The 17,645-nt window shown below is 42.3% G+C and carries 12 protein-coding genes and 2 rRNA genes; 7 read left to right on the top strand and 7 right to left on the bottom strand.

From position 1 onward, the window contains the following. Positions 1-52: 52 nt before the first annotated feature. Together NSS77_RS05025 and rrf are read left to right on the top strand one after the other, a co-directional pair. A 23S ribosomal RNA gene (locus tag NSS77_RS05025) occupies positions 53-2,979 on the top strand. Between the two features lie 60 nt (positions 2,980-3,039). Further along, positions 3,040-3,155, top strand: a 5S ribosomal RNA gene (gene rrf, locus NSS77_RS05020). 203 nt (positions 3,156-3,358) lie between these two features. On the opposite strand, the gene NSS77_RS05015 is transcribed toward rrf, so the two are convergent. Together NSS77_RS05015 and NSS77_RS05010 are read right to left on the bottom strand one after the other, a co-directional pair. Further along, positions 3,359-4,633, bottom strand: a complete 1,275-nt coding sequence (locus NSS77_RS05015; RefSeq protein ID WP_342470665.1) for an ISL3 family transposase — start codon at positions 4,631-4,633, stop codon at positions 3,359-3,361. Positions 4,634-5,227: 594 nt separating this feature from the next. Continuing rightward, positions 5,228-5,893 (bottom strand): LytTR family DNA-binding domain-containing protein, encoded by a 666-nt coding sequence (locus NSS77_RS05010; protein WP_342471205.1) that lies wholly within the window; start codon positions 5,891-5,893, stop codon positions 5,228-5,230. A 221-nt stretch (positions 5,894-6,114) separates the two neighbouring features. On the opposite strand from NSS77_RS05010, the gene aceA reads away from it, so the two are divergent. From aceA to NSS77_RS04990, 4 genes are all read left to right on the top strand, one after another. Then, entirely contained in the window at positions 6,115-7,407 is a 1,293-nt protein-coding gene (aceA, locus tag NSS77_RS05005; RefSeq protein WP_342471204.1) for an isocitrate lyase, read from the top strand. A gap of 771 nt (positions 7,408-8,178) precedes the next feature. Continuing rightward, positions 8,179-9,351: an alanine--glyoxylate aminotransferase family protein gene (locus NSS77_RS05000; protein WP_342470664.1), complete on the top strand. Its 1,173-nt coding sequence runs from the start codon at positions 8,179-8,181 to the stop codon at positions 9,349-9,351. A gap of 153 nt (positions 9,352-9,504) precedes the next feature. After that, complete coding sequence (locus NSS77_RS04995; protein ID WP_342470663.1) at positions 9,505-10,209, top strand: glycosyltransferase family 2 protein; 705 nt, start codon at positions 9,505-9,507, stop codon at positions 10,207-10,209. A gap of 176 nt (positions 10,210-10,385) precedes the next feature. Next, the gene (locus NSS77_RS04990) at positions 10,386-11,654 is read left to right on the top strand and encodes a transglutaminase domain-containing protein (protein ID WP_342470662.1); all 1,269 of its coding nucleotides are present in this window, start codon (positions 10,386-10,388) and stop codon (positions 11,652-11,654) included. A gap of 80 nt (positions 11,655-11,734) precedes the next feature. Here the strand turns inward: NSS77_RS04990 and NSS77_RS04985 are convergent, their stop codons facing one another. Genes NSS77_RS04985 through NSS77_RS04975 form a run of 3 tightly spaced genes read right to left on the bottom strand, consistent with a single transcriptional unit; the run spans position 11,735 to position 15,164 of the window. Continuing rightward, entirely contained in the window at positions 11,735-12,670 is a 936-nt protein-coding gene (locus NSS77_RS04985) for a BadF/BadG/BcrA/BcrD ATPase family protein (protein WP_342470661.1), read from the bottom strand. Then, entirely contained in the window at positions 12,667-14,190 is a 1,524-nt protein-coding gene (gene argH / locus NSS77_RS04980; RefSeq protein WP_342471203.1) for an argininosuccinate lyase, read from the bottom strand. Before argH ends, NSS77_RS04985 begins: the two co-directional genes overlap by 4 nt. A 59-nt stretch (positions 14,191-14,249) precedes the next feature. Further along, positions 14,250-15,164 carry a DMT family transporter gene (locus NSS77_RS04975; protein WP_342470660.1) on the bottom strand — a complete coding sequence of 305 codons (915 nt, stop codon included), beginning with the start codon at positions 15,162-15,164 and terminating at the stop codon, positions 14,250-14,252. 226 nt (positions 15,165-15,390) lie between these two features. Here NSS77_RS04975 and NSS77_RS04970 point away from each other — a divergent pair, with 226 nt between their 5' ends. Next, positions 15,391-16,089, top strand: coding sequence for a CBS domain-containing protein (locus NSS77_RS04970; protein WP_342470659.1), 699 nt, complete (start codon positions 15,391-15,393; stop codon positions 16,087-16,089). Between the two features lie 28 nt (positions 16,090-16,117). On the opposite strand, the gene NSS77_RS04965 is transcribed toward NSS77_RS04970, so the two are convergent. Together NSS77_RS04965 and NSS77_RS04960 are read right to left on the bottom strand one after the other, a co-directional pair. Continuing rightward, entirely contained in the window at positions 16,118-16,846 is a 729-nt protein-coding gene (locus NSS77_RS04965; protein ID WP_342471202.1) for a DUF421 domain-containing protein, read from the bottom strand. 92 nt (positions 16,847-16,938) lie between these two features. Beyond that, entirely contained in the window at positions 16,939-17,622 is a 684-nt protein-coding gene (locus NSS77_RS04960; RefSeq protein WP_342471201.1) for a histidine kinase, read from the bottom strand. Positions 17,623-17,645: the final 23 nt, after the last annotated feature.

Raw genomic sequence — 17,645 nt, 5'->3', positions numbered from 1 at the left:
CTGGATAAACGACATTGAAAGCAAGAAATTTACTGTAAGCTCTTAATTTTTAGGTTAAGTTAGTAAGGGCGCACGGTGGATGCCTTGGCACTAGGAGCCGATGAAGGACGGGACTAACACCGATATGCTTCGGGGAGCTGTAAGTAAGCTTTGATCCGGAGATTTCCGAATGGGGCAACCCACTGCTCGTAATGGAGCAGTATCTTAACGTGAATTCATAGCGTTAAGAGGGCACACCCAGGGAACTGAAACATCTAAGTACCTGGAGGAGAAGAAAGAAACATCGATTCCCTGAGTAGCGGCGAGCGAAACGGGAACAGCCCAAACCAAGAGGCTTGCCTCTTGGGGTTGTAGGACACTCTATACGGAGTTACAAAAGGATGGGTTAGACGAACCGTTCTGGAAAGGACGGCCGTAGAAGGTAACAGCCCTGTAGTCGAAAATCCATCCTCTCCAGAGTGGATCCTGAGTACGGCGGAACACGTGAAATTCCGTCGGAATCCGGGAGGACCATCTCCCAAGGCTAAATACTCCCTAGTGACCGATAGTGAACCAGTACCGTGAGGGAAAGGTGAAAAGCACCCCGGGAGGGGAGTGAAAGAGAACCTGAAACCGTGTGCCTACAAGTAGTCAGAGCCCGTTAACGGGTGATGGCGTGCCTTTTGTAGAATGAACCGGCGAGTTACGATTACGTGCAAGGTTAAGTCGAGGAGACGGAGCCGCAGCGAAAGCGAGTCTGAATAGGGCGAAAGAGTACGTGGTCGTAGACCCGAAACCAGGTGATCTACCCATGTCCAGGGTGAAGGTGAGGTAACACTCACTGGAGGCCCGAACCCACGCACGTTGAAAAGTGCGGGGATGAGGTGTGGGTAGCGGAGAAATTCCAATCGAACTTGGAGATAGCTGGTTCTCTCCGAAATAGCTTTAGGGCTAGCCTCGCGTAACGAATACTGGAGGTAGAGCACTGTTTGGACTAGGGGCCCACCTCGGGTTACCGAATTCAGACAAACTCCGAATGCCAGCTATTTAGACGCGGGAGTCAGACTACGAGTGATAAGATCCGTGGTCAAGAGGGAAACAGCCCAGACCACCAGCTAAGGTCCCAAAGTAACCGTTAAGTGGAAAAGGATGTGGCGTTGCTTAGACAACCAGGATGTTGGCTTAGAAGCAGCCATCATTTAAAGAGTGCGTAATAGCTCACTGGTCGAGTGACGCTGCGCCGAAAATGTATCGGGGCTAAACGGTTCACCGAAGCTGTGGATTCGTGCTTCGCACGAGTGGTAGGAGAGCGTTCTAAGTGCGCAGAAGTCAGACCGGAAGGACTGGTGGAGCGCTTAGAAGTGAGAATGCCGGTATGAGTAGCGAAAGATGGGTGAGAATCCCATCCACCGAATGACTAAGGTTTCCTGAGGAAGGCTCGTCCGCTCAGGGTTAGTCGGGACCTAAGCCGAGGCCGAAAGGCGTAGGCGATGGACAACAGGTTGATATTCCTGTACCACCTCCCCGCCGTTTGAGCAATGGGGGGACGCAGGAGGATAGGGAAAGCACGCCGTTGGTCGCGCGTGTCCAAGCCGCAAGGCGGGGAAGTAGGCAAATCCGCTTCCCATAACGCCAAGCGGTGATGGGGAGCCTCTTTGGAGGCGAAGTTCCTGATTTCACACTGCCAAGAAAAGCCTCTAGCGAGGCGGGAGGTGCCCGTACCGCAAACCGACACAGGTAGTCGAGGAGAGAATCCTAAGGTGAGCGAGAGAACTCTCGTTAAGGAACTCGGCAAAATGACCCCGTAACTTCGGGAGAAGGGGTGCTCATTGGGGTGCAAGCCCCGATGAGCCGCAGTGAATAGGCCCAGGCGACTGTTTATCAAAAACACAGGTCTCTGCAAAACCGCAAGGTGACGTATAGGGGCTGACGCCTGCCCGGTGCTGGAAGGTTAAGAGGAGGAGTTAGCGCAAGCGAAGCTCCGAATTGAAGCCCCAGTAAACGGCGGCCGTAACTATAACGGTCCTAAGGTAGCGAAATTCCTTGTCGGGTAAGTTCCGACCCGCACGAAAGGCGTAACGATCTGGGCACTGTCTCAACGAGAGACTCGGTGAAATTATAGTACCTGTGAAGATGCAGGTTACCCGCGACAGGACGGAAAGACCCCGTGGAGCTTTACTGTAACCTGATATTGAATTTCGGTGCAACTTGTACAGGATAGGTAGGAGCCGTAGAAGGGGGAGCGCCAGCTTCCCTGGAGGCGCCCTTGGGATACTACCCTGGTTGTACTGAAATTCTAACCCGCAAGCCTGATCGGCTTGGGAGACAGTGTCAGGTGGACAGTTTGACTGGGGCGGTCGCCTCCCAAAAGGTAACGGAGGCGCCCAAAGGTTCCCTCAGAATGGTTGGAAATCATTCGCAGAGTGTAAAGGCATAAGGGAGCTTGACTGCGAGACCTACAAGTCGAGCAGGGTCGAAAGACGGGCTTAGTGATCCGGTGGTTCCGCATGGAAGGGCCATCGCTCAACGGATAAAAGCTACCCCGGGGATAACAGGCTTATCTCCCCCAAGAGTCCACATCGACGGGGAGGTTTGGCACCTCGATGTCGGCTCATCGCATCCTGGGGCTGTAGTCGGTCCCAAGGGTTGGGCTGTTCGCCCATTAAAGCGGTACGCGAGCTGGGTTCAGAACGTCGTGAGACAGTTCGGTCCCTATCCGTCGTGGGCGCAGGAAATTTGAGAGGAGCTGTCCTTAGTACGAGAGGACCGGGATGGACACACCGCTGGTGTACCAGTTGTCTTGCCAAAGGCACAGCTGGGTAGCTATGTGTGGACGGGATAAGTGCTGAAAGCATCTAAGCATGAAGCCCCCCTCAAGATGAGATTTCCCATTGCATAAGCAAGTAAGATCCCTCAAAGACGATGAGGTAGATAGGTCCGGGGTGGAAGCACGGTGACGTGTGGAGCTGACGGATACTAATCGATCGAGGACTTAACCAAAAGAAAAGCTTTCAATGCCGTTATCCAGTTTTGAGAGAACAACCTCTCAACTAAATATGGTGAAGTGACGATGGCAAAGAGGTCACACCCGTTCCCATACCGAACACGGAAGTTAAGCTCTTTAGCGCCGATGGTAGTTGGGGGCTTCCCCCTGCGAGAGTAGGACGTCGCTTCGCAAGCAGAAACACCACGAAAGTGGTGTTTTTTTTATTGCCCAAAATAAGCCCCCAACTACCAAAGGCCGGAGGTCAGTTCGGCGCGATACAGTAGCAGGAACCAAAAAGTGGAGGTTCTTTGTCAAATGGTGTTGGTGAATAAATTTTAGTGACATTATTTGGTAATATGTAATCGGATGGCTTAGGGGAAATTCGAGGTTCCCCTAAGCTGTTTTTATTTTCGCTAAGTTTTGGGTAATGAATATTCGGTTTCTAAAGTGATAGAAGGATCGATAACCGAAAGAAATGCGTTTAATCACTTTGATTTTGTTATTAATCCCCTCTAAAATGCCGTTGTTATAATCATATTTCAACGTATTCTCCACGTAATTGATGTATTTGTTGATTGTCTTGATGGCGGTTTTCATATAGCTGGAAACGATATTTTGTTTATTCTCTAATGTTTTCTTTAGGAGCTCAAAGTCTTTGATTTTTATGCAATGTTGCACGTATTGATATAACTCATAGGACGCTTTTAATTCAGAATCTAAATCAATGAGATAGTGGAGAATCTCCACCTCACACATATGCTTTTTAAAGCAACGATGATATTTATAGTTCTTATAATCAAGTTTTGTTTGATCTTTCAGAAGGAGCTTCCAGTATTTTTTTAATTTATTGTAATTCTTTTTATCCCGATTCATGACGTTGATGCGCGTTTTGTTTAAAGCTCTGCTAAATAGTTGGAGGATATGGAATTTGTCGAGTACGATTTCCGCTTTAGGGAAAACTTCGTGGATTAAGGAAATATAAGGGCTGTACATATCGATGACAATCGTTTTTACCGCATCTCTCGCCTTCTTGGAATACCGTAAGAAATACTCTTTGAGGACATGTAATCTCCGGTCCTCCACGATATCCACAATCTCCCCCGTTTCAGAGTCGCAGAAAATAAAGGACATCGCTCCAGCTGCGGATTTCACTGATTTAAACTCATCAAAACACAAATGCTTTGGAAGGTAGTGAACATTTGGTTGATAATAGCTATAAAAGCTGTCAATGACACGACTGACAGTGGCATGAGAAACATTATGTTTCATCGCAATATCTTTTTCGGATATTTTATCTTTGGCGTTTAAAGCAATCGCTACTTTAGTATTGTTGGAAATACAACAGTTTTTAGCCACGACGCTCGTTTTTAAAGTAAACGTGGAATGACAATGTTTACAGAAATAACGCTGTTTACGCAATTTTAAGTAGGTATGAAAACCTGAAATACTAGGCATTTTAATGAGAGACGTTTTAAAACCGTGTTTAATGATTTGAACATCAAAGACATGTCCACAAGCATAACAAGCTTTTGGTTGGTAAGTTAATTGGCCATAAAAGACTTTTGATTGGACCCCTTTAATGAGTTCTTCTGCACAAAAATTTTCATCAAATGTGATATTTTTGTCTTTTATATTGAGTAGGTTTCGTATAGAATGATGGTGAGACATGTGACACAACTCCTTTGGAAAATGTGTTTTGGCGATTACATTTTACCAGAGTTTTGTCACTGTCTCATTTTTTTTGTTCAAAAAAATTGGTGCTGGTTTATACTCACCAACACCAAATATTATAGAGCCAAAGTGGAGCGGCAAGCCGGATTAGAAGCAGACGAGAAGCACGGGGACCAAGAAGATCAAGGAAGCGAGGCGGCCCGGAGCGCAAGCGTCGGGTACGTGAGCACCGGACCGCCGAAGCTGACGAGAGTAGCCGGTCAACGTGCTTCGGAGTTCGCGCCGATGGTAGTTGGGGGATCCCCCTGCGAGAGTAGGACGTCGCTTCGCAAGCAGAAACACCACGAAAGTAGTGGTTTTAATTACCAAAAAAGTTCCTCCTATCTATTAAAGACAGAAAGTCTGTTTATTCTTGAAAATGAAGCACAACTATTACCACTCAAGTATTTAGAGAATTGTAAGAAAAAATTCCCCCCAAAATACAGAATCATAAAAAAATCGAAATAAGGAAGATATACCATTGCTTCATCCTTATTTCGATTCCATTGTCACAAAAATTATATACAATTAACTAAACTCTTTTAATATCCGTCAAAACTCAAGCACTCTACGCAAATCATTGATATAGGATTGGCTGACAGGCAATTCGATACCATTCTTCAGTTGGATAATAAAGTTGGTTGTGATGTCCTTCGTAATGTTTTTAATAAAGTAAATATTTAATATATAGGAACGATGAATTCGAATAAAAAATTCAGGCAACTTAGATTCCAATTCTTTTAATGTAAAGTTTGTTTTAAATTGTTCATTATTAGCATAAAACCAAGTCCGTTTTTGCAAACTTTCAATATGTGTAATTTCTTCGACCGGTACAGGTGTCCACATATCTTCCTGTTTGCCCGTTAAAAATTTATAAGTTTCCTTTTTTTCTGGTGTATAGGAAGATGGGAAAATAATAATCAGTGCCGCTTCTTTTTGATCCAAATAAATTGGATAACCCATCACGAAATATGGCTGCCCGAATATGGAAGAATCGATGACAAGATCCGTCTTCATACGGGTTTGCATCACACGGGCTGCTACACTGTCAGGATGAATTTTATCCCCAATTGTCAAATGCATATGTTCAACACTTGGGGAGTAATGAATGTAAGAATCTTCGCAAGCCAAAGCAATGGATGCGTTTTTGGGAATCCAATCTTTTAATATAATATTAAATTGCTCTAACCCCTTATTTGAAATAGCAACGCATTTCATCTCCACATGGACTTCCCCCTTTTTAAAAATTCAGAATCTTAAGTATTTATCCCCCAAAATAATTGTTTCATCCTGAAATTTCTGTATTTCGTCACAAAATTATACATTTTTGAATTGACTGTTATATATTAGTCTTACAATAAATATACCTGTTATGAAACAGAATGTAAATTACTTTTCTAACAGAGTGTATTGAAATAAAGGGGAAGGTGTTGAAAGAAATGTTATCACAACAAGAAAGAAAAGAAAGAGTAGAAGCGCTAAAAAAAGATTGGGCTGAAAATCCGCGTTGGAAAGGCATTGAGCGCCCATACTCCGCAGAAGAAGTAGTAAAATTACAGGGGTCTGTAGTGGTTGAGCACACATTGGCAAAACGTGGTGCTGCAAAACTATGGAAACTACTTCATGAAGAAGATTTCATCAATGCATTAGGTGCATTGACTGGTAACCAAGCAGTACAACAAGTGAAAGCTGGGTTAAAAGCTATTTATCTATCAGGTTGGCAAGTAGCTGCTGACGCTAACTTGGCAGGTCAAATGTATCCAGACCAATCATTATATCCAGCTAACTCAGTTCCAGCTGTAGTAAAACGCATTAACCAAGCATTACAACGTGCTGATCAAATAGAACATGCTGAAGGCCGCGACGATAATTTTGACTGGTTTGCACCAATCGTTGCCGATGCAGAAGCAGGATTCGGCGGTCCGCTTAACGTGTTTGAATTAGTAAAAGCAATGATCGAAGCGGGTGCTGCTGGAGTACACTTGGAAGACCAATTGGCTTCTGAGAAAAAATGCGGTCACTTAGGCGGTAAAGTATTGCTTCCAACTCAAAACGCAGTTCGCAACCTTATCGCTGCACGTCTAGCTGCAGACGTAATGGGTGTAGATACAATCCTAATCGCTAGAACAGATGCTGATGCAGCGGATATGGTAACTAGCGATATCGACCCTCGTGACCATGAGTTCATCACAGGTGAACGTACACCAGAAGGATTCTTTAAAACAAGAGCAGGCATTGATCAAGCAATTGCCCGCGGTTTAGCTTACGCACCATACGCTGACTTAATCTGGTGTGAAACATCTAAACCATCATTAGAAGAAGCCCGTAAATTTGCTGAAGGAATCCATTCTAAATTCCCTGGCAAAATGCTAGCTTACAACTGCTCTCCATCTTTCAACTGGAAAGCAAATCTTTCAGACAAAGAGATTGCGGAATTCCAGCGTGAAATCGCGAAGATGGGTTACAAATTCCAATTCGTAACATTAGCAGGATTCCATACGCTCAACAAATCAATGTTCGAATTGGCTGTTGAATACAAAGATCAAGGTATGGCAGCTTACTCTAAACTACAACAAGCTGAGTTCGATCTTGAGAAAAAAGGTTACACAGCTACTAGACACCAACGTGAAGTTGGTACAGGTTACTTCGATGAAGTATCAATGGTTATTTCTGGCGGTACTTCTTCAACAACTGCGATGGCAGGTTCAACAGAAACTGAACAATTCGTATAATTTTAATCTGGTAATAAAAAACTAGATTATTGATAAGGGGAAGGGGATTGGCATTGTTCCATTCCCTTCTCACCAAAAACTCAAAGGATCAGCGGTCGATCAGAAATTATCGATCGATGCAGTAAGTTCAGGCGTAATAATTTTCGTCATGTCAGTAAATTATCGCACGATGTGAACCTAAAATTATAATCAGCCAATCCTAATTTGTTTACTCCAAATCAATAGGCGTGCAAGTAACAGCTGCCAAATGGAAGAAGTTCCAACGGATGTATGAATCAATATATGTGTCGGGATTTAAACTATAACATCATCAAAATTCATGGTATGAGGGCAGCATTTAAAACATCGCTTTGAGAAAATGTCATAAACGGAAGTTTCAAAATGTATTCGCCATTAAAAGGTATTCTAGAAATGGTCAAAAGTAGCAAAGAATGGGGATAAAAGAATCATAAAACGGTCGTTTCGAAATTGCAGGTAAACGTACATTTTTGTTGATTATTCATTTTGGGAACGAATTCAATAAATCGCTTACATTTTACACAAAGGGGATCGTAAAATATCTATCTATAGGTTGCCTCCTATATTGATAGTGTTATTGCTAAAGGGGTTATGTTAAGGAATAATAGATTTTAGTAAATTGGGGATTTCACCTTACTTAGCTGGGATACTGAGCAAGTAAGGTCTTTTTTTTTACATAAGATAAGAAGGAAAAAACGGTTTTGCCGAGAATCTATTGTTAAAAATAAGATTAAAAAGGGGAACGAGAGAAAGATGCGAAATAAAGATATTCTACTAATTCCAGGACCGACTCCGGTAGTGGATGAAATTTATGATGCCCTATCCTCTGAAACAAGAGGACATACCGACCCGCGTTTTGTTGAAGTGTATAAAAATGCCTTGGAACAAACAAAACAATTGTTTCAGACGGATGGCGAAGTATTTGTCATTGCCGGATCAGGTACATTGGCCATGGAAATGGCGATCGTCAACACGGTGGGCAAAGGGGAACATTTACTCGTCATCAGCCATGGTTATTTTGGCGACCGTTTTACACAATTGGCAAAAGCTTATGATATTCAAGTGGATGTGTTGCAATCCGAGTGGGGGAAACAAGTAGATCCAAAATTAGTGGAAGAAACATTAAAAAGCAAACAATATAAGGCTGTAACTATTACGCACGCAGATACATCCACCGGCGTTTTTTCGGATTTGGATACATTGGTGCCGATTATTAAACGGGCTGGTGCCCTGGTCATTCTGGATGGGGTTGTGGCAACCGCAGCAATGGATGAAAACATGAGCAAAACATACGGACACAAGGATTATAAGCTGGATGTCGTGTTGACCGGTTCCCAAAAGGCGATTGGCATACCACCAGGTTTAGCCATTGTTGCGTTTAATCAAACGGCATTAAAGGCAAGGGAACAATTGGGACGGATTCCTGCTTACTATTGTGACATAGAAAATTGGAAGCCGATCATGCAAGATCCATCGAAATATTTTGCGACTCCACCGGTGAACTTGATTTATGCCTATAATGAAGCGTTGAAAATGGTCCTAAATGAAGGAATGGAAAGAAGGGAAAAACGCCATATCGCATATGGCCGGGGAATTCGGGCCGCATTGCGCACTTATGGAATGAAACCGTTGGCAGAAGAAGAGGTGGCCGCCCCTACCTTAAGTTGTATTTTCTATCCGGAAGGTGTGGAGGATGCCGCTTTTCGAAATAAACTTGCGTCAAAAGGAATCGTCGTTGCCGGTTCATTAGCCCATTTAGCCGGGAAAGCGTTCCGCATCGGTCATATGGGGAATACGACCCCTGACATGCTGGAGAAGGCAATTCGGACAATCGGGGAAGTGCTTCAGGAGCTGGGCCTTGCCGTAAATATTGAACAAGCGATTGAAGCTTTTCAAAAAGAAATGAAACAAGCCGTGATGAATTAGCAATTCATTCTGATCGAGAATGAAACCAAAATTATCATCCAGGCCGGATGATAATTTTTTATGACTTTTATGGATTTATGAAATGTAAAAGAATACTTGATAATAGTATACTAATATATAGATTAGTATATTTCTTGTTAAGGAGAGCTCGCTGTGGAACGGCCAATTGTGATCATACCGACTCTTAATCCCTTGCCGACATTCGTTCATTATATAAATACTTTATTAGAATTGGATATTCATCAAATTGTTGTCGTCAATGACGGCAGTGATTCGAAATACCAACCGATTTTCCAGGAAATTTCTGCGATGAATCAATGCATGGTATTACATCATGATGAAAATAAAGGAAAAGGCCGGGCGTTAAAGACAGGGTTTGGATATGTTTTAAACCATTTTCCCAAATCGCATTCCGTGTTGACGGTAGGGGCCCATGGACAACATACCATTGATGATGTAAACCTTATTTTGCAGAAGATGAAGTTATTTTCCGATGGTATTATATTAGGTGTGCGCAACTTCCGATCAAAAGATTTGTCCTTTATGAATACAATTGGCCAGCAAGCGGCTTCATGGCTATTTCAATTACTATTCCATCGCCGGATTTTAGATACCCAGACGGGATTGCGTTCGATTCCGACAAAAGAATTGCCATGGTTGATGAAAGTGCCTGGAAATTCATATGATTATGACATCAATATGCTGGTGGAGGCAATTAAACGAAAAATCCCGATTTACGAAATCCCGATTGGACGGGCAAAAATAAAAAAGAATTCCATTATTCATTACGATGAAATTGTAAGCACTCAAAAAATCATTCACCAAATCATTGCAAATTTCACTAAGTACAATAAATAAAAAAACTTGAGTGAAACTTTTTAAATCAAAAATCGTACATTTTGATAGTACTACCAAAAGGGCTACCAACTTTTTTATTTCGGTAGTACTTCTTTTTATTTTCATGGCAATACTTGTAATGGATTTGGGGAAAATTTTTTTCTATGAGCAGTTTTATCGATAGGTGGTGAAGGGTATTGTTAAAGCGTTTGACCATTTTCGTGATACTTCTTGTAATGATTAAACCCGCTTATGATTTGTCAAAAGATATCTGGGATGGCGTGCTTCAATGGATTGACGAAAACCAGGTTGCCGAAAAAATAGATAGCTTCAATATTTCAAATGTTGAAAAACAATCGGCAAAAGAACCGATTGATGAAACCACATCAACCATTACCGCTTTGCGAAATACCATTCACCTGCCGACAAAAGTGCAATCTGTTGAAGAATTGGCCGATGCATTTTATTATCATTTTAGCCAGTGGGAAACGGATTTTGAAATACAGTACGCGGGAAGTACAAGTGATATCGAACATCTGCTTCAACAAGCTGTGGAAGACGCAGCCAACCGGGATCATTACATTTTAGGCCATCTGGGCGACCGGAAAATTGAATATGAATACGGAAAATATAAAGCGCTGATCAAAGTGCATCAGGAATATTTAACCAATGCTGCCTATGAACAATATGTAGATGCACAAGTGGCAAGCATTTTGTCCAATGTGGATGCCAACTCCATGTCGGATTTTGAAAAGGTAAAGTTTGTGAATGATTACATCGTAAAAAATACCGTTTATAGCGAAGATACAACTCTAAGCCCGCATAGCGCAATCGCCGTTTTGAAAGAACATAAAGGCGTTTGCCAGGGCTATGCGCTTCTTGCTTTAAAAATGTTGAGAGAGCTTGGCATTGAAACCTTATATGTGGTGGGAGAGGTGAATACAGGACCTCATGCTTGGAATTTGGTGAAAGTGAATGGGGAATGGTATCACCTTGATACAACATGGAATGATCCGGTGCCTGACCGCGGTAATGCAGTAAGATATCAATATTTCCTTGTAGATGATGCGACAATGAAATTGGATCATCGTTGGGAAGCAGGGAACTATCCGAAGGCGACCAGCAAACAATACGCCTTTATGGAAAAAATGGATCATGCTTTTGAAAAAGGTGGTTATATTTATTACAGCAATCTTCAGGATCATCATCGCTTATATCGGTTGAATTTGGCTACCGGCGAAAATCAGCGATTAACAAGAAGCAGAGCACAATATATCGTTGGTGCCGGAGATTGGATTTACTTCAGCAACTATTCCAATGGGGCGTATTTAACAAGAATACGCACTGACGGCTCGGAAGAATCCATCATCTATCCGGAAAAGGTGAGTGATTTGCTGGTTGAAGATGGTTACTTGATCTTCGCGACGGATGATGGATTGAAAAAGATGGAGATTGAGACTTCTTGAAGCATAAAAAAAGGGGGCTTTTTCTATTAGCCCCAGTTACCAACGTACCGACCGACTAGATCGAAATTGAAAAACCATTATTATTTTAATGAACGAAGTGCCCTGTTGGCAATATAGTCTATCGGATTTTGATTGCATAAATGGAAGGAAATATGAGGATATAATTCTTTCACATAATCTTTATATAGTTTTAATATGACCGGATTATTTTTCAGTATGCCCCCGTTTAAGTAAACTACAAACTTCTCATGAATCGGCCCGATTTTCCGAAGTACGGCATCGGTCATAAGGGATAACTCCTTTGCAGCTTCACAAGCAATATCGATGGCCCGCTCGTCTCCAAGAGAGATGGCTTTTGAAAGGACGGCGGAGATTTTGGCCATTTGGGCATTGGTATAATTGGGATGGTATATCCAGTCGTTGAGCTGTTCGATATTGTTTATTTGCAAAAGGTCATATACCAAGTCGGTGAGGATGGTAGGTTTCGGGAGACGGCCGTCTTCATATCTGAAAATGGTATTTAAAATTTCCCTTCCGATCCAATAGCCGCTCCCCTCATCTCCAACCCGGTGCCCCCAACCGCCGGAACGTTCGATTCTTCCTTTGCCATCGGTCGCATAAGCGGCTGAACCTGTACCTGAAATAACAAGGGCTCCCGCATTGTTCCCGGTTAATCCGATTAATGTGGACTGTACGTCATTTTCAACAATGGTGTGATGGATGCAAAAGGATGAATTTTGGCAGCTTCGATCGATTATGTTCCGTACGATTGCCAGCCCGTTTTTTGTATCGACGCCAGCCATGGCAAAAGCTGCAACGGCAATGTTCTGAATGCCCGTTGAAGTGTAGGCGTCTTCTAATAGATCGGTTAACACCTTTTCGACTTTTTCTGTGCCGATTGCTTGGTAATTGGTGCTTGTAGTGGTTTTTTCAAAATAGATTTTCCCCTCAGCATCCCTCAATGACAAAGTCGTTTTTGTCGCTCCTCCATCAATGGCTAAAACATATTGATTCATTTTTCCTTTCTGCTCCATTCATCCAAATATTGTCGTAATCGTTTTTCACTTTGTAAAATGGCATCCTTTTTATTCTGAACCCATTTGCAAAGGGCGGATGTTTCGCTTTTTGCCTTTAACAATGATTCGGTCATCGTCATTGGTGCAGGGCCGCCGGGCATTTTGCGGACATTGACGAAATGGGCGGGTTTCAAAGATTGATAGAATTCTTCCTTTGAAATCTTTAAAGGTTTCTTTGTGAGCTCAATACTTTTCGCATTGACCAGTTCCCAAGTCAAATCCTCAATGGAAGTCTTATTGTCTTTAAGCAGTGCGCGGACACATTCGGAAACGAGTTTATGGGACTGTCGGAAGGAAATATTTTCGGTCATGACAAGGGTATCCGCCAATTGAGTGACGTTGGCCAAACTTTTTTCAGCCCGTTCCAACAACTTTTCTTTATTCACATCCATGGTTACTACTAAACTGCCAAATAATTTGTAGATACCGCGCAATTTTTCCATAGCCCGCCAAATATAAGGCTGCATGTCATCTTCCGTATCCACAATATCTCCAAATGGCGTGTTATGAATCATTTGTAAGACGGTGGAAGCATCGCCTACAACGGATGAAAGCAGTGAACGGGTATGCTCAATGGAAACGGGATTCCGCTTTTGCGGCATGATGGAACTTACTTGAACATAGGGACTTGCAAGACTGATCGCGTTAAATTCTTGTGTGGCCCACAGCAAGAAGTCTTGCGCGGTGCGGCCAAGGTTCAATGCAGCCAGCTGCACGACACTGGCCGTTTCAGCGATATAATCGGCCCCCGCAACCGCATCCCACGCATTTTCCACCATATCATCAAAGGCGAGCAGTTCCTGCATTCTTGCGCGGTTAATGTTGAATCCTGTTGTTGTCAGTGCAGCCGCCCCCATACTGCTCCGGTTCACTGTCGCATAAGCGTGCTGCATGCGTTTAAAATCCCTTGTGAGCTGGTCAATCACGGCTTTCAAGTAGTGGGCAAAAGTGGTTGGCTGGGCTTGTTGGGTATGAGTATAGCCGATCATGATCGTATCTACGTGTTCTAATGCAAAGGTGATGAGGGAAGTTCTTAAGGTGACCAATTCGTCCATCAGGTCGAGAAGTTTTTCGCGGATGGTCATGCGATAAATGGCGATGCCCATATCGTTTCTGCTTCGTCCGATATGCAGATTTCCTGCTATATCACCAGCCATCTCCATCAATTTATTTTCAATATGGAAAAATAGATCCTCAAACTGCGGTTGATATTCTTGTTTTGAAAAATATTCCATGTCTAATTGGCCGATTGCAGCACCGATTTTTTTTGCATCTTCTTTTGAAACCAGTTGTTGTTCTTCAAGCATTTTTAAATGGGCAATATGTATTTGCACCATTGCTTTCAAAAAATGTTTCTTTGCTTCATCATAGGCAGGCTGTAGCACGATTTTACGATAGCTGTTTGAAGGGAACTGGGTACCCTCAGATTCATGGATGCGGCTTCTATACTCTTGGAACATCACAATCATCGCCCCCAAAAACGATTTCTATCAACAAAACATTCACTTCCGGACAAAACTTATTGTTTTTCTTTTTGCAATTTCTTTAACTGTTTTTCAGAAAGCATTGTTGGCAACGCAATTCCCCACAAAATAAGGACAATTCCGATGATTTGCAGCCAAGTAATGGCTTCATGAAGTACGATGACCGAAGCGAAGACCGCAACGGGTAATTCCATGGCGCTTAAGATGGAAGCAATACCGCCGCCAACCTTTGGCACAGCGAAAGCAAGCAGGAAAATCGGCAGGATGGTTCCGAAGAATCCGAGCACTAAACCGAATTGCCAAAGACCTTCTCTTATTAATATACCGTTCCACAGTATTTCTGGTGACAAGAATATGCTGATCAAAACAAGGGCAAAAAAGGATGTAAACAATGTTCGTTCAATGGTTGTAATCCCTTCGATGGATCTTGAATTAATTTGCAGGAATATGGCGAAGCTGATGGCTGAACAAAAGCCGAACAACCAGCCTTTCCATTGAAAGTTCGATAAATCCGCTTCAAACGCGACACCAGCGGCAAGGAGCGTTCCGACAAAAAGAATGGCGAGGGAAATCGCTTCAGGACGACTTGGCCATCTTTTTCTTAAAATGCAGTCGATCAACATGCCGATCCATGTGAATTGGAAAAGCAATACTACGGCGAGGGAAGCAGGCAAATAATTTAAAGATTTTCCGTAAACGATCCCGGTTGTACCGGTAAAAATTCCGGCGAAAAGAAGAAGCATGAATTCCTTTTTTCCGAGCTTAGGAATTTTGCCTTTCGTCAGGATGAAACATACCAAAGCCAGGAAAAAGCCGATTAAATATTGGCTTGTAACGGCTTCATCCGAAGTAAATCCACGGCCCATCGCCACTTTGATAACGGTCGAAAGGATGCCGTAACTGCTTGCTGCAACTATGATAAGTAATGGATAAATAATCTTGGTTTTCATGATGTTAACCCACTTAAAAAATTTGTCGTTAAATATTGATGAGTTTCTAATTTTAGCATGATTCGACTAAATCTGCTATTTTTCTTTGAAAAAAGTATAGCAAATTTTGATAATGCCTGAAATGCGCTTCCCAGAAGAAAAATAATACATAATAAAGAATTTTCTGCTAAATGAAAAATTAGAATATAATAGTAAGTAATAAAAATATGGAAAGGAGGGTTGTCCGTTGAAAAACTCCGAACGGTTTTTGGCGGCCTTTAACCGGATCACATTCACATTGCGGAAAATCGTAAAGGCAAAAGAATTTATGCCTTTTTATCGTTTAGTGGATTTTGCAAAAAAGAAAAGTCCGTTAGTAAGAAAATACGAGGATGAATTGCGTTCTTTTGCGGATTTGCGAAATGTAATTGTGCATTATCGGGTATCCGAAGATTTTGTGATTGCCGAGCCTCATACACAAGTGGTTGAACGCATCGAATACATAGACGAACTGTTAGCCCGCCCGGGTTTAGTGGGACAAGTTTTTCGAAAGAAGGTAGTGGCCTTTCAAACGTCGGATTCCCTAAAAGATGTTTTAGATATTATTCAGGAACGGAAATATACGCAATTTCCTGTTTACGAGGGGAGGGATTTTCAAGGGCTCATCACGACGGTGGGCATTACGAACTGGTTGGCGGATGTGGCGAACCAAAAGATTTTGGTTTACGACATGCCAACGATCAAAGAAATTTTGAATTACGAAAAAAAGCGGGTCAATTATAAGTTTGTCAGCAGAAATCTAACGGTTTATCACGCAAAGGAACTTTATAAGGAAAGTGTCGAAAAGGGGAAGCGGTATGATGCGCTATTGATTACGGAACATGGCAAGCCGCATCAAAAGTTGATCGGAATCATCACCCCTCTCGATTTAATGAAAGTGCATTGATTATACATACATAAAATAAGGTTTGTCCTTACTTGCTTTTTTTGGACAAACCTTGTCTATTATTAAAAAGGGAAACATAGAGGGAACCATCTTCAAGAACTTGTGCAAAAAACACATCCTCCACTTTTTTCACATTTTTCTTTTTAAGTTTGTTGAGCAGCCAATCTTCCGTTAGGTTTAATTCTGAAAGATTTTTCTCCACAATCTTCCCATCAGAAATAACTTCGGTTGGAAAGAGGGGTGAGTTTGGATAATCCGCTTTGACATCTTTTTTGGTGGCAGGGTTATTTTCAGGCTTTTTCATTACGCTGAGTTCACCGTTTGTTTCAAATACGGCATAATGGACTTCATCAAAGGAAAAGACGCCTTGTTCGCGCAAAAGCATGGCCAATTCATCGACATGAAGCCTTGCTTTTTTTAGCCCATGTTGATTGATCATTCCATTTTGGATCAAAATCGTCGGGCGATCATCGACAATGACACGGATTTTCGTTGATTTGATCGATATAAAACTCATGAGAAGGGTCAAAATGGTCCAACAGGATAAAGCGATGATACCGTCAAAAAAAGGGGTTTTTATTTGAGTGGTAATTTCACCGGCAATCGATCCGATTGTAATGCCTGTAATGTAATGGAAGAAGGTCAACTGACTCAATTGTTTTTTCCCAATGATTCTTGCCAATACTAGTATCACAATAAAGGTAATGACGCTTCGAAAAACGATGTCCAAAAAGTTTGCTTCCCAAAAGTTTTCCATCATCCAGAAGCCTCCTTTCGCCTCTCCCTTTAGCATGAGCGGAAGAGGAAGGAACTATACAAAAAAACAGAAGCAATCATGCTTCTGTCCAATCACACCAAATAATGTTTATATTCTTCCGGAATCTTTTCGGGATTTGATACAAAATCTTCCTCAACTTTCAATTCACACATTTTATGGTTGTGGGAAAAACGGAAAATGCCATTATCGAAGTCGGTACCGATTTCTTTGAAGAAAATCCCTTCGATATAGCGGCCTTTCGGGCACGTAAATACGATTTTATATCGTTCCCCTGCCGGAACGATAAAAGCCCGGACTCCTTTTTCATACATGCCGATTTCTTCATCTTCTGTAGGAGGGTTTACGGCCACAATATGAAAATCAACAAAAGGAATTTCTTTCAACAAGACATTCAATAAAGACCCTTTTGTAATTTCCTCCCATCGGCTTTGGGCGCTTTGCCCAACGATTATTTGAGATACGTTCAATTCCTTGGCCACTTCCGCAATCACTTTTTGAATGGGCCGTTTTTCATTATCCCGAATGATAAATTTTTCAACCCCGAGTTCCTTCGCCAACTCGTTCCATCGTTCAATATAACCGGACTTTTCGGCATCGAACTTGTCGAGAGGTTTCGAATCGACGGTTAATATATATAATGGACAATTGAGCAAAGAAGCGAGTTTATGGCCTCTTCGAATCAGCCGTTCTCCGTTTAAACCATAATAGACGCAAACCAAAATGCTTTCATCCGTTTGCTTTTTGATATCATTCACCATTATTATCGCACCTCTTAAAT

It is taken from the genome of Ureibacillus sp. FSL K6-3587 (assembly GCF_038593165.1).
Taxonomy (GTDB): domain Bacteria; phylum Bacillota; class Bacilli; order Bacillales_A; family Planococcaceae; genus Ureibacillus; species Ureibacillus suwonensis.
The sequence above is the reverse complement of the archived record's forward strand: the minus strand, read 5'-3'. Positions and strand labels throughout refer to the sequence as shown.